Annotated in this window: 11 protein-coding genes; 9 read left to right on the top strand and 2 right to left on the bottom strand. The window is 58.8% G+C overall.

Going from position 1 to position 14,064, the window contains the following annotated elements:
• Positions 1-222 precede the first annotated feature (222 nt).
• The 9 genes from glpK (at position 223) to aauR (ending at position 11,566) form a co-directional block, all read left to right on the top strand.
• On the top strand, positions 223-1,728 hold the full coding sequence (gene glpK, locus ACWKWM_RS05325) for a glycerol kinase GlpK (RefSeq protein ID WP_483845125.1): 1,506 nt from the start codon (positions 223-225) through the stop codon (positions 1,726-1,728).
• 177 nt (positions 1,729-1,905) lie between these two features.
• Positions 1,906-2,661, top strand: coding sequence for a DeoR/GlpR family transcriptional regulator (locus ACWKWM_RS05330; RefSeq protein ID WP_483845126.1), 756 nt, complete (start codon positions 1,906-1,908; stop codon positions 2,659-2,661).
• A gap of 369 nt (positions 2,662-3,030) precedes the next feature.
• A complete protein-coding gene (glpD, locus tag ACWKWM_RS05335; RefSeq protein ID WP_483845127.1) occupies positions 3,031-4,569 on the top strand; it encodes a glycerol-3-phosphate dehydrogenase in 1,539 nt (512 codons plus the stop codon).
• A 358-nt stretch (positions 4,570-4,927) separates the two neighbouring features.
• Positions 4,928-5,842 carry a glutamate/aspartate ABC transporter substrate-binding protein gene (locus ACWKWM_RS05340; RefSeq protein ID WP_483845128.1) on the top strand — a complete coding sequence of 305 codons (915 nt, stop codon included), beginning with the start codon at positions 4,928-4,930 and terminating at the stop codon, positions 5,840-5,842.
• Between the two features lie 108 nt (positions 5,843-5,950).
• Entirely contained in the window at positions 5,951-6,697 is a 747-nt protein-coding gene (locus ACWKWM_RS05345) for an amino acid ABC transporter permease (RefSeq protein WP_483845129.1), read from the top strand.
• Positions 6,694-7,362, top strand: a complete 669-nt coding sequence (locus ACWKWM_RS05350) for an amino acid ABC transporter permease (RefSeq protein ID WP_483845364.1) — start codon at positions 6,694-6,696, stop codon at positions 7,360-7,362. The genes ACWKWM_RS05345 and ACWKWM_RS05350 overlap by 4 nt, the downstream gene beginning before the upstream one ends.
• Complete coding sequence (locus ACWKWM_RS05355; RefSeq protein WP_483845130.1) at positions 7,359-8,093, top strand: amino acid ABC transporter ATP-binding protein; 735 nt, start codon at positions 7,359-7,361, stop codon at positions 8,091-8,093. Before ACWKWM_RS05350 ends, ACWKWM_RS05355 begins: the two co-directional genes overlap by 4 nt.
• An 86-nt stretch (positions 8,094-8,179) precedes the next feature.
• Complete coding sequence (gene aauS, locus ACWKWM_RS05360; protein WP_483845131.1) at positions 8,180-10,069, top strand: two-component sensor histidine kinase AauS; 1,890 nt, start codon at positions 8,180-8,182, stop codon at positions 10,067-10,069.
• 171 nt (positions 10,070-10,240) lie between these two features.
• Positions 10,241-11,566, top strand: coding sequence for a two-component response regulator AauR (gene aauR, locus ACWKWM_RS05365; protein ID WP_483845132.1), 1,326 nt, complete (start codon positions 10,241-10,243; stop codon positions 11,564-11,566).
• Positions 11,567-11,652: 86 nt separating this feature from the next.
• On the opposite strand, the gene ACWKWM_RS05370 is transcribed toward aauR, so the two are convergent.
• Positions 11,653-12,585: a PfkB family carbohydrate kinase gene (locus ACWKWM_RS05370; protein ID WP_483845133.1), complete on the bottom strand. Its 933-nt coding sequence runs from the start codon at positions 12,583-12,585 to the stop codon at positions 11,653-11,655.
• Complete coding sequence (locus ACWKWM_RS05375; RefSeq protein WP_483845134.1) at positions 12,575-14,044, bottom strand: purine-cytosine permease family protein; 1,470 nt, start codon at positions 14,042-14,044, stop codon at positions 12,575-12,577. The genes ACWKWM_RS05370 and ACWKWM_RS05375 overlap by 11 nt, the downstream gene beginning before the upstream one ends.
• Positions 14,045-14,064 lie beyond the last annotated feature (20 nt).

A 14,064-nucleotide genomic window follows, 5' to 3' on the forward strand; every position in this document is an offset into this window, starting at 1 on the left:
ACGTACCGGGCCATGTATTGGGAGGTGCGACTACTTTATGCCATCTGACCGGCAAACGCTTTCTTGCTATTACCGCACGACTGTTCAGTTCCGACTTTGACATGATTCGTTTATGTCTATATTTTTTCGAATACGAATATCCAGAGCTGTACTGCCTCACTCATGGGTCTGGCTGGATTTTGGACGTAAACTGACGCCACGCTTTACTACCAGGCAATCGACATGACTGACACAGACAATAAAAACTACATCATCGCCCTCGACCAAGGTACGACCAGTTCCCGTGCCATCATTTTCGACCGCGATGCCAATGTGGTCAGCACGGCGCAAAGTGAATTCGTTCAGCATTACCCGCAACCGGGCTGGGTCGAACACGACCCGATGGAAATCTTCGCCAGCCAGACTGCCTGCATGACCAAGGTCCTAGCCCAGGCCAACCTGCACCACAATCAGATCGCCGCCATCGGCATCACCAACCAGCGTGAAACTACCGTGGTCTGGGAAAAGGACACGGGGCGCCCGATCTACAACGCAGTGGTCTGGCAGTGCCGTCGCAGCACCGAAATCTGTCAGCAGCTCAAGCGTGATGGGTTTGAGGATTACATCAAGGAAACTACCGGTCTGGTCATCGATCCGTATTTTTCCGGCAGCAAACTCAAGTGGATTCTGGATAACGTCGAAGGCAGCCGTGAACGCGCCCGACGTGGCGAACTGCTGTTCGGCACCGTGGATAGCTGGCTGATCTGGAAATTCACCGGCGGCACCACCCACGTCACCGATTACACCAACGCTTCGCGCACCATGATGTTCAACATCCACAAACTGGAATGGGACCAGCGCATGCTCGACGTGCTGGATGTGCCGCGCGAAATGCTGCCCGAGGTCAAGTCGTCTTCCGAGGTCTACGGCCACAGCAAGAGCGGCATTCCTATCGCCGGGATCGCCGGAGACCAGCAGTCAGCGCTGTTCGGGCAGATGTGCGTAGAAGCCGGCCAAGCCAAGAACACCTATGGCACCGGCTGCTTCTTGCTGATGAACACCGGTAAAAAAGCGGTGAAATCCAATCATGGTCTGTTGACCACCATCGGTTGCGGTCCGCGCGGCGAAGTGGCGTACGCGCTGGAAGGCGCCGTATTCAACGGCGGCTCCACCGTGCAGTGGCTGCGTGACGAGCTGAAGATCGTCAATGATTCCATGGACACCGAATACTTCGCTACCAAGGTCAAGAACAGCAACGGCGTGTACCTGGTGCCGGCGTTTACAGGGCTTGGCGCACCCTACTGGGACCCCTATGCCCGTGGCGCGCTGTTTGGCCTGACCCGCGGCGTGAAGGTCGATCACATCATCCGTGCTGCGCTGGAATCCATCGCCTATCAAACCCGCGACGTGCTGGACGCCATGCAGCAGGACGCCGGTGAGCGGCTGAAATCATTGCGGGTCGACGGCGGCGCAGTGGCGAACAACTTCCTGATGCAGTTCCAGGCCGACATTCTCGGCACCGAAGTGGAACGTCCGAAAATGCGCGAAACCACAGCGCTCGGCGCCGCGTATCTCGCAGGGCTGGCCATCGGCTTCTGGAGCAGCCTGGACGAGCTGAAAGACAAAGCCGTGATCGAGCGCCGATTCGAACCTCAGTGCGGTGAAGAGGAGAAGGAAAAGCTCTACGCTGGCTGGAAGAAGGCCGTGGACCGCACGCGCGATTGGGAGCCGCACGAAACGGCGGATTGATAAACCGCTCTCTTTAGGAGCGAACTTGTTCGCGAAGCGTTCTGACTGAAACATCCCATCAGCCGCCTCGCCAACAAGTTGGCTCCTACAGACAATCGCCTCACCCTTCATATTTTTCCGGCTGACAGGTAATGCGCGCCTGCGGCATGATGGGCGCCCTTGCCCGAAGGAAGAAAAATGAATCTGCCACCCCGTCAACAGCAGATCCTCGAGCTGGTCCGTGAACGCGGCTACGTCAGCATCGAAGAGATGGCCCAGCTGTTCGTCGTCACCCCGCAAACCATCCGTCGCGACATCAATCAGTTGGCAGAGTTGAACCTGCTGCGTCGCTACCACGGCGGCGCCGCCTACGATTCCAGCATCGAGAACACCGCTTACGCCATGCGCGCCGATCAGATGCGTGACGAGAAACAACGCATCGCCGAGGCCATTGCCGCGCAAATTCCTGATCACGCCTCGCTGTTCATTAATATCGGCACCACCACTGAATCCATTGCACGCGCCCTGCTCAATCACAATCATCTGAAGATCATCACCAACAATCTGCACGTCGCTTCCATTCTCAGCGGCAAAGATGATTTTGAGGTGTTGCTCGCGGGCGGCAATGTCCGCCGTGATGGCGGGGTGGTCGGTCAGGCGAGCGTCGATTTCATAACTCAGTTCAAAGTCGATTTCGCCCTTGTGGGGATCAGCGGCATCGACGAAGACGGCAGCCTGCTGGACTTCGACTATCAGGAAGTTCGGGTTTCCCAGGCGATCATTGCCAATGCGCGTCAGGTGATTCTGGCCGCCGACTCGAGCAAATTCGGTCGTAACGCGATGGTGCGGCTCGGCCCGATCACGCTGATCGATTGCCTTGTGACCGATCAGGCGCCGGTGCCGGCGTTGGCGCAATTGCTGACGCAGAACAAGATTCGGCTGGAAGTGGTTTAGCGCGTTTCTCCAGATTTGCGCCTTGCGGCTGATTCTGCCCGGAGGGCGTAGGAGCTTGGCTTGCCAGCGATCGGCCGGGAACCGGTCGTAAATCAGCCACTGCAACACAGGATCGAAACCGAGCCAGCTGTGTTTGCTGCCGGTTCCCGGCAGATCGTCAGCAAGCTGGACTCCTACGGCCTGCGGCCAGAATCAAAAGCATGTTCGTTTTTGTTCCTTTCCCCTCCCCTTGATCAGTATTTTCAATCAATACCGGCTGGCTGGTCGATCCGGTTTGCGCTATTCTTTTCGGAAATGAACATAAATGTTCGAATTTGGCCTTTTACGATCCTCATTCGAACTCTGAAAAAACGCACACAGGAGGCTCCGATGCCCCATTCCACACTGCCTACGCCGCCACTCTCCGAGATCTATGACATTGCAGTCATCGGTGGCGGCATCAATGGTGTTGGCATTGCCGCAGATGCTGCCGGGCGCGGCCTCTCTGTTTTTCTGTGTGAAAAAGACGACCTCGCCAGCCATACCTCATCGGCCAGCAGCAAGCTGATCCACGGCGGCCTGCGTTATCTGGAGCATTACGAATTCCGTCTGGTGCGCGAAGCATTGGCTGAACGCGAAGTACTGCTGGAAAAAGCTCCGCACATTGTCAAACCCATGCGCTTTGTTCTCCCCCACCGTCCACACCTTCGCCCGGCGTGGATGATCCGCGCGGGTCTGTTCATGTACGACCACCTGGGCAAGCGCGAAAAACTTGCCGCGTCCAAAAGCTTGCGTTTTGGTGCCGACAGCCCGCTCAAATCCTCCATCACACGCGGCTTCGAGTACTCCGATTGCTGGGTCGATGACGCCCGCCTGGTGGTGCTCAACGCCATGGCAGCCCGTGAGAAAGGCGCCCACATTCACACCCAGACCCGCTGCCTGAACGCACGCCGCAGCAAAGGCCTGTGGCACCTGAACATGGAGCGCGCCGACGGCAGCCTGTTTTCGATTCGCGCCAAAGCGCTGGTCAACGCGGCGGGCCCATGGGTCGCGAAGTTCATTCGTGAAGATCTGAAGCTGGAATCGCAATACGGCATTCGCCTGATTCAGGGCAGCCACTTGATCGTGCCAAAGCTGTACGAAGGCGAAAACGCGTTCATCCTGCAAAACGAAGACCAGCGCATCGTGTTCGCGATCCCGTACCTTGAGCGGTTCACTATCATTGGCACCACGGACCGCGAATACACCGGCGATCCGAGCAAAGTGGCAATCACCGAAGGCGAAACCGATTACCTGCTCAAAATCGTCAACGAACACTTCAAGGCGCAACTAAGCCGCGACGACATCATTCGCACCTATTCCGGTGTACGTCCGCTGTGCAACGACGAGTCGGATAACCCATCGGCAATCACGCGGGATTACACGCTCTCATTAACGGGCAGTGCCGAAGAAGCGCCGATCCTGTCGGTGTTCGGCGGCAAGCTGACCACCTACCGCAAGCTCGCTGAATCGGCCATGCAGCAATTGGCACCTTTCTTCCCGCAGATGAAGCCAAGCTGGACCGCCAAAGGCAGCCTGCCTGGTGGCGAGAACATGACCACACCCGATGCATTGGCCGGTGATCTGCAACGACGTTGCCCTTGGTTGCCTGCTGAAACTGCCAGGCGCTGGGCAATCACCTACGGCAGCCGCGCCCTGCGCATCCTCGAGGGCGTACAAGGTTTGGCGGATATGGGAGAGCATTTGGGCGGCGGTTTGTACTCCCGCGAAGTCGATTACCTGTGCAGCGAAGAGTGGGCGACGCAAGCAGAGGACATCCTATGGCGCCGGACCAAGCTGGGCCTGTTCACTACTGCCGAAGAACAGCACAACGTTCAGGTTTATCTCGATAAGGTTGCCAGCAGCAAAAGCGCCACTGCAGCGGCCTGATCCATCTGTAGGAGCGAATTTATTCGCGAGGCGGTGTGTCTGTAACTACCGCGCCACCGCCTCGCCAACAAGTTGGCTCCTAGAGATATCTATTCCCATTCGGTTTTCCGAACGCATCCTCCTCAGTAATTCGGCATCCCGGACGCCGCCACTCTCCCGCTCAACCCTCCCCAATTTAAAACCTCGAAAGATCAACGGGTTAACCTGCGCCACATCCTTGGCATGAGTCATGCTCTACACTTGTCAACGATTGCTCCGACCGTAGCGTGCGCCTGATTGGGCCGCCGTTGAAGCGTTCTGAAACAAGCGGGCCGTCCACCATCGGTCCCATAAAAAAAACAAAGTCGAGGATTCATTGATGCGCATCGTTCCCCATCTCTTGGGCGCAGCTATCACTGCCGCTCTGATCACCACGCCAGTTTTCGCCGCCGAACTCACCGGCACTCTGAAGAAAATCAAAGAGTCTGGCACCATCACCCTCGGTCACCGCGACTCATCCATTCCGTTTTCCTACATCGCTGACGCCTCAGGCGTTCCGGTTGGCTACTCAGCCGACATCCAGCTGAAGATCGTTGAAGCGATCAAAAAAGACCTGGACATGCCGGACCTGAAGGTCAAATACAACCTCGTTACCTCCCAGACCCGTATCCCGCTGGTACAGAACGGCACCGTTGACGTTGAGTGCGGTTCGACCACCAACAACGCCGAACGCGGTCAGCAAGTCGACTTTTCGGTCGGCATCTTCGAAATCGGTACTCGTCTGCTCTCCAAAGCTGATTCGTCCTACAAAGATTTCGACGACCTGAAAGGCAAGAACGTCGTCACCACCGCTGGCACGACGTCAGAACGCATTCTCAAGTCCATGAACGCTGACAAGCAGATGGGCATGAACGTGATCTCCGCCAAAGACCACGGCGAATCCTTCCAGATGCTGGAATCGGGCCGCGCTGTTGCCTTCATGATGGACGACGCACTGCTCGCCGGCGAAATGGCCAAGGCCAAGAAGCCAACTGACTGGGCCGTGACCGGCACTCCACAGTCCTACGAAATCTACGGCTGCATGGTTCGCAAGGGCGATGCTGATTTCAAGAAAGCCGTTGATGACGCCATCGTCGCCACCTACAAATCGGGCGAGATCAACAAGATCTACGACAAGTGGTTCACCCAGCCGATTCCACCAAAAGGCCTGAACCTGATGTTCCCGATGAGCGAACAGCTCAAGGCTCTGATCGCCAATCCGAACGACCAGCCAGCGCCGGACAAAAAGGCCTGAGTCCCCACGCTCAAGCTTTAACCGTGAAAGCCTGATTCTGGGGAAACTTCGGTTTCCTCAGGATTTGCTAACAAAAAAGCGTGCATAACGATCAGAGGGGAGACCCTGATGAATTACAACTGGGACTGGAGCGTGTTCTTCAAGTCCACGGGCGTTGGCAGCGAGACCTATCTGGACTGGTACATCACCGGGCTGGGCTGGACCATCGCGATTGCCGTCGCCGCCTGGATCATCGCGTTAATCCTGGGCTCAGTGCTCGGGGTCATGCGCACGGTGCCAAACCGTCTGGTATCGACCATCGCCACGGTTTACGTGGAAATTTTCCGTAATGTGCCGCTGCTGGTGCAGCTGTTCATCTGGTACTTCCTGGTGCCCGACCTGCTGCCTGAAAACCTGCAGGAGTGGTACAAGCAAGACCTCAACCCCACCACCTCGGCGTTTCTGAGCGTGGTTGTTTGTCTGGGCCTGTTCACCGCTGCACGCGTCTGCGAGCAAGTGCGCACGGGGATTCAGGCATTGCCGCCCGGCCAGGAATCCGCCGCCCGCGCGATGGGTTTCAAGCTGCCGCAAATCTATTGGAACGTGCTGCTGCCACAGGCCTACCGGATCATCATCCCGCCGCTTACCTCCGAATTTCTCAACGTGTTCAAGAACTCGTCCGTGGCTTCGTTGATCGGCTTGATGGAGTTGCTGGCACAGACCAAACAGACCGCTGAATTCTCGGCCAACCTGTTCGAAGCGTTCACCCTGGCCACGCTGATCTACTTCACCCTGAACATGAGCCTGATGCTGTTGATGCGCGTGATCGAGAAGAAAGTCGCGGTGCCCGGCCTGATTTCCGTGGGGGGCAAATAATGGACTTCTCTGGAATCGTCCCCGCCATTCCCGGCATGTGGAACGGCATGATCATGACCCTGCAATTGATGGTCATGGGCATCGTCGGCGGCATCATTCTCGGCACGCTGCTGGCACTGATGCGCCTGTCGTCGAGCAAGCTGCTGTCCAACGTCGCCGGCGCGTACGTCAACTATTTCCGCTCTATCCCGCTGCTGCTGGTCATCACCTGGTTTTATCTGGCGGTGCCTTTCGTGCTGCGCTGGATCACTGGCGAAGACACGCCAATCGGCGCGTTCACCTCCTGCGTCGTGGCCTTCATGATGTTCGAAGCCGCGTACTTCTGTGAAATCGTCCGCGCCGGTGTGCAGTCGATTTCCCGCGGTCAAATGGGCGCCGCTCAAGCGCTGGGCATGACGTACAGCCAGATGATGCGCCTGATCATCCTGCCGCAGGCATTCCGCAAGATGACGCCGCTGCTGCTTCAGCAAAGCATCATCCTGTTTCAGGACACCTCGCTGGTTTACACCGTGGGTCTGGTGGACTTCCTCAACGCCTCGCGCTCCAGCGGCGACATCATTGGCCGTTCCAATGAATTCCTGATCTTCGCCGGTCTGGTCTACTTCATCATCAGCTTCGCTGCCTCGCGCCTGGTGAAGCTTCTGCAGAAAAGGTTTGCCGTATGATTTCCATCAAAAATATCAACAAGTGGTATGGGGACTTTCAGGTACTGACCGATTGCAGCACTGACGTCGCCAAAGGCGAAGTGGTGGTGGTTTGCGGTCCGTCCGGCTCCGGTAAATCGACCCTGATCAAATGCGTCAACGCGCTGGAACCGTTCCAGAAAGGCGACATCGTGGTCGATGGCACTTCCATCGCCGACCCGAAAACCAACCTGCCGAAACTGCGCTCGCGTGTGGGCATGGTGTTCCAGCATTTTGAGCTGTTCCCGCACCTGACCATCGTCGAAAACCTGACCATCGCGCAGATCAAGGTCCTGGGCCGCAGCAAGGAAGAAGCCACCCAAAAAGGCCTGGCCCTGCTCGAGCGCGTTGGGCTGTCGGCCCATGCACATAAGCATCCGGGGCAGTTGTCCGGTGGTCAGCAGCAACGTGTGGCGATTGCCCGCGCGTTGGCGATGGACCCGGTGGTCATGCTGTTCGACGAACCGACCTCCGCGCTGGACCCGGAAATGGTCAATGAAGTGCTGGACGTCATGGTGCAACTTGCCCACGAAGGCATGACCATGATGTGCGTGACCCACGAAATGGGCTTCGCCCGCAAAGTGGCGAACCGTGTGATCTTCATGGATCAGGGCCAGATCGTCGAAGACTGCGCTAAGGAAGAGTTCTTCGGTGATGTCAGCGCGCGCTCCGAACGTGCCCAGCAGTTCCTCGCCAAAATCCTGCAGCACTAAAAACGCCCGCAAAGGCACAGACCTGCCGGCCGCTCGTTTTCCCATGTCCGAGGAAACGCGCGGCTGGTCGGTCCAGGACGACTGTGATGAAATGCGACCCCCCTCTCTATCGCGATCCGCCGCCATCACTCGCCGTGAAACCCCGTCTGATACGCCAAATGTTTTTACCGCCTTTGATCATTTTGTTGATGATCGGGCTGGGCTACGTCAGCTATCTGTTCAGCGAAACCAACGGCGTCAAGGCACTCAGCGAAAACGGTGAGCGTCAGCTTGAGCTGCACGCGCGCACCGTCGAAAGCGAGATCAACAAGTACAACTATTTGCCCAGCGTGCTGGAGCTTGAATCCAACGTTTCGGATTTGCTCAACGAGCCATCCCCCGAACTGCGCAGCAAGGTCAACGATTACCTGGAAGGCCTCAATCGACGCAGCCGCAGCCGCGCGATCTATGTGCTCGACACCACTGGTCGCGTGCTGGCCACCAGCAACTGGCGCGATGCCGACAGCTATCTGGGCGAAGACTTGTCATTCCGCGCCTATTACCAGGACGCGATTCGCGGTTTACCCGGTCGCTTTTACGGCATCGGCAGCACCACCGGCGAGCCGGGCTATTACTTGGCCCATGGCCTGGAGGAGAAAGGCAAGATCATCGGCGTGGCGGTGATCAAAGTCCGGCTTGAGGCCTTGGAAGAGCGCTGGCAACGGGCACGTCTGGAAGCGTTCGTCAGCGACGAGAATGGCATCATCATTTTGTCCAGCGACCCGGCTCGACGCCTGAAATCGGTGCGAGCCCTCACCCCGGAAGTCAAAGAGCGTCTGGCGCGCAGCCTGCAGTACTACTGGTGGCCGCTGAACGAGTTGGTGCCGCTGGAACGCGAATCGATTTCCGAAGGTGTGGAAAAGCTCACCTTTCCCGCCAACAGCAGCGTCGATCATGAACACACGGTGGTCAGTTATCTGGCGCAAACCAGGGATTTGGCCGACACGCCATGGCACCTGACCCTACTGACACCGCTCGAAGATCTGCGTCGTGAAGCGGCCAATCAGGGGATGCTGGTGGCCGTGGCCTGCGCGCTGGTGGCGTTTCTGCTGATTGCCTGGAACGAGCGGCGCAAGGTGATTGCTACTCGCCTCGCCGCCCGGGAAGCGCTGGAACAAGCCAACAACGAACTGGAGCGACGGATCACCGAACGCACCGCTGACCTGCGCGCCAGCAACGAACGGCTCAAGGGTCAGATTCGTGAACGGCGGCAAGCCGAAGACACCTTGCGACAGGCACAGGATGAACTGGTGCAGGCCGGAAAACTGGCTGCCATCGGTCAGATGTCTACCAGCATTGCCCACGAACTCAACCAGCCGCTGGCGGCGTTGCGCACGCTGTCGGGCAACACGGTGCGTTTCATCGAACGCGGCGCGCTGGACACGGCAAGCGCCAACTTGCGCACAATCAATGATCTTGTTGATCGCATGGGTCGTATCACTGCCAGCCTGCGCGCGTTTGCCCGTCGCGGTGAAGACAAGGGGCAGGCATCGCTGGGCAAGGCCGTGGAGGCCGCGCTGCAATTGCTCGGCAGTCGTCTGGAAAAAAGCTCGCTGCAAGTGCATCAGGATTTCAAAGACGTCGCGCTGATGATTGATCAAACGCGTCTGGAGCAGATTCTGGTCAATCTCATTGGCAACGCACTGGACGCCATGCAGGCTCAGCCGCTGCCCGAGCTGTGGCTGGAAGGTGAAGTGGCTGAAGGACGTTATCGTTTGCGGGTTCGGGACAACGGTCATGGCATCGACGCCGAAGCGCGCAAGCATCTGTTCGAGCCGTTTTTCACCACCAAGCCGGGGGAACAAGGGCTGGGGTTGGGCCTGACCCTGTCCGCCAGCCTCGCTGCGGCGGCGGGTGGCAGTTTGAATGCCGAGCATCCGCCGGAGGGCGGGACGGTGTTTGTGTTGAGTGTGCCGATGGTGGGGCCGATCACGTAAAACCCATTAGCCACGCCAGTTCTGTAGGAGCCAACTTGTTGGCGAGACAGGCAACGCGATCTGTCAGCCTGTGCGCCTCGCGAACAAGTTCGCTCCTACAGGGGATCGCGGTTCGCCTGGATGAGCGACGTAATTCGCGAAAATGCCAATATTGCCGACATGGGATCACATATGAACACTGACCTCACCGTCCTCATCGTCGAAGACGACCCCCACGTTCTGCTCGGCTGCCAGCAGGCGTTGGCGCTGGAAGACATCCACAGCGAAGGCGTGGCCAGCGCCGAGGAAGCACTGGAGCGAGTGGGCGATAATTTCCCGGGCATCGTCGTCAGTGACATTCGCCTGCCGGGCATTGACGGCCTGGAGCTGCTGACCCGCCTAAAGGCCCGCGACCGCAGCCTGCCGGTGGTGCTGATCACCGGGCACGGCGACGTGACCATGGCCGTCAACGCCATGCGCGACGGCGCCTACGACTTCATGGAAAAGCCCTTCTCCCCCGAACGCCTGGTCGACGTCGCACGACGCGCGCTGGAGCAACGCGGGCTGGCGCGGGAAGTGTGGTCGTTGCGCAAGCAATTGGCCGAACGCGATTCCCTGGAAGGCAAAATCATCGGCCGCTCCCCCGCCATGCAGCAGCTGCGGGCACTGATCGCCAACGTCGCCGACACCTCGGCCAATGTCTTGATCGAAGGGGAAACCGGGACCGGCAAGGAACTGGTTGCCCGTTGCCTGCACGATTTCAGCCGACGGCATTCCCAGCAGTTCGTCGCGCTGAACTGCGGCGGGCTGCCGGAGAACCTGTTCGAAAGCGAGATTTTCGGCCACGAAGCCAATGCGTTCACCGGCGCGGGCAAGCGTCGGATCGGCAAGATCGAACACGCGCATAACGGCACGCTGTTTCTCGATGAAGTGGAAAGTATGCCCATCCCCCTGCAAATCAAACTGCTGAGGGTGTTGCAAGAGCGAACGCTGGAACGACTGGGCTCAAACCAGAGCGTGGCAGTGGATTGCCGGGTGATCGCGGCCACCAAATCGGATCTGGCCGAGCTGAGCAAAGTCAGCCAGTTCCGCAGCGACCTTTATTACCGCCTGAACGTGGTGACACTTGAGATACCGCCGCTGCGTGATCGGCGCGAGGACATCCTTCAGCTGTTCGAACATTTTCTGCAGTTGTCATCGCTGCGTTTTGACCGTGAGCCTGCGCAGCTCGATCCGCAAACGATGTCGGCGTTGATGAGCCACGACTGGCCCGGCAACGTGCGCGAGTTGCGCAACGTGGCCGAGCGCTATGCATTGGGCCTGCCGGCGTTCAAGAAAAGCGGTGCCATTGCAGACAGCCAAAGCCTGGGGTTTTCCGAAGCCGTCGAAGCCTTCGAGAAGAACCTGCTGAGCGAGGCGTTGCAACGCAGCGGCGGCAACCTGAGCCAAGCCAGCCTGGAACTGGGCATGGCCAAGACCACGCTGTTCGACAAAGTGAAAAAGTACGGGCTGGGGTGATGCAGTAGATCTCTGTAGGAGCGAACTTGTTCGCGAGGCGGCTTACATGACCACGCCTCGAAATTGCCTCGCCAACAAGTTGGCTCCTACAGATCGGCGGTGGCTGCGATTAAGGCGTCAACTTCCGCCGCGATGGGCGATGTCGCAGGACCCCAACGCGTTACGGCAATCGCTGCGGCAGCATTGGCGCGCAACGCTGCCTGTTCCGGCGAAAGTCCCGCTGCCAGTCCGGCCAGCAATACGCCGGCATGGGCATCGCCCGCACCGTTTGTGTCGATGGCTGTCACTGGAAAGCTGCGCACGTGCTGCGTTTTGGCGCCCTGACGAAGCCAGCAACCCTGCGGTCCGTCGCGCACGACGATCAGCGTGTCAGCGCTCAGCCACTGCGCCAATTGGTCCAGCGCGTCGGCAATCTCTTGGCACTGGGTAAAGCGCAAGGCCTCTTCGCAATTGCTCGTCCACAACGTGATCAGCGGCAGCACGGCCTGCATCTCGGCGCCGTCCGGCGAGTTCACCAACGGGCCCGGATCGAATACCACCCCAGCGCCTTTGGGCAAATCGGCCAGCCAGCCCAACAACGTCGCTACCTTGTTCTTGTGCAGCAGGCTGTAGCCGCTGACAAACACGTAATCCCCGGCCCGCACCGCAACGCTGTTCAAATCCTGCGCCGACAATCCCCCTTCGGCACCCACGTACGAAATGAACGAGCGCTCAGCCGATGGCTCGATCAGCGCCACAGACAAACCGGTGTCCTGATCGTCCGAGGCTGGCGTCGCGATTTCGATGCCTTCCACGGCCATGGACTGACGCGCCAGTTCACCAAACCGCCCGTTGCCGTGCCGTCCGAGATACACCGTTTGCAGACCATTGCGGCAAGCGGCGGCCATCACATTGAAGCCCCCGCCTGTCTCGAATTTCGCCGAACTGGCAAGCACATCGCCGCCCGAACGGGGCAGCGCGTCAAGGGCCATGACCAGGTCGACAACGACCTGGCCGGTATAGAGCAGTCTAGCGGGCATGAGCAGACTCGTTTGTGGCCAGACGACGGTCGCGAGACCCGCCGAGAAGTGCGTAGAGGCCACCGGCAACCACGAAGGTCACGATCCAGCCCAGGCCGTTATGACCGAACCATGAGTCAGACAAAAAGCCCTTGAACAGCACGTTTTCCGGGGTGGTGGCGACGGTAGTGAAGCTGAAGCCGAGGATGATCGCCAACGCCCAGGCACCGACCGCACGCCACTCCACTCCACCGCGATACCAGTAAGCGCTGGCGGGGGTGGTGTCCATCAGGTCTTTGGCCGAGTAGTAATGGCGATGGATCAAGTCGACGATGAAGATCCCGACCCACGCGGTGATCGGCACAGCCAGCATTGAAATGAAGGTAATGAACGGCCCGTAGAAACTGTCGGCGATCAGCATGAAGTAGATCGAGCCTGCGAAGATCGCCACGATATCGACGATCACCGCGTGTACCCGCTTGATCTTCAAGCCCAGCGTCAGTGTGGTCAAACCGGCCGAATACACCGACAGGTTGTTTGACAGCAACAGCCCGCCAAATGCAGTAATCAGGTAAGGAACGGCCATCCAGGTCGGGAGCAATTCACGAATCGCGATGATCGGGTCGGTGGCCGATGCCAGATGATCGTTGCCCACCGACAGCAGCCCGCCGAGGGTAATCAACAGCACCAGCGGAATGCCCGCGCCAAACGCTGCGGACGCTACAAGCCCCGCCGCTTTGACGCTGCGATGTTGATAGCGCGACATGTCCGCGCCCGCATTGGCCCAGCCAATCCCGGTACCCGCAGCCATGGTGCCGACGCCGATGATCATGGCGCTGAGCGGCGCGGGCGTTGCGTTGAACACCGCCGTCCAATCAATGTGCGCGATGAGGAAACCGCCGACGACGATGTTCAGTGCGCCAAAGATGTACGTCGCCCATTTCTGGATCACCAGCAGCGTGGCATGGCCCAGACCCGAAACCGACAGCGTCATCAGCACGAAGATGGCGATGAAGACCAAGGTCAGGCCTGGTGCACTTTTGGCTTCGACAGGGGTGCCGAACAGGATCGCGCACAGCGACAACAGTACGAAAGCTGCCGTTGTAGTGTTGACCGTTTCCCAGCCCAGCCGCGACATCAGCGAGACGATGGTAGGACCGATATTGCCGCGCACACCGAAAATGGCGCGGGACAGCGTCAGACTTGGCGCTCGACCGCGTCGGCCAGCAATCGAAATGACGCCGACCACCGCGAACGAACCCGCTGCACCGAGAATCGCAACGATGATCGCCTGCCAGATGGACAAGCCCCGAAAGGCAATGAGCGTCGCGCCCAGCGGCAATCCGAGAATGCTGATGTTGGCAGCGAACCAGACCCAGAACAGTTGCAACGGATGGCCGTTGCATTCGTTTTCCGGGACCGGCTCGATGCCGCGTGTTTCAAGTTGTCCTGCGCCTTGAGTGGCGTTGGATGAAGTCATGGGTTTGCTCCTGTTGCCGT

The sequence above is a fragment of the Pseudomonas rosaeacicularis genome, assembly GCF_057128745.1.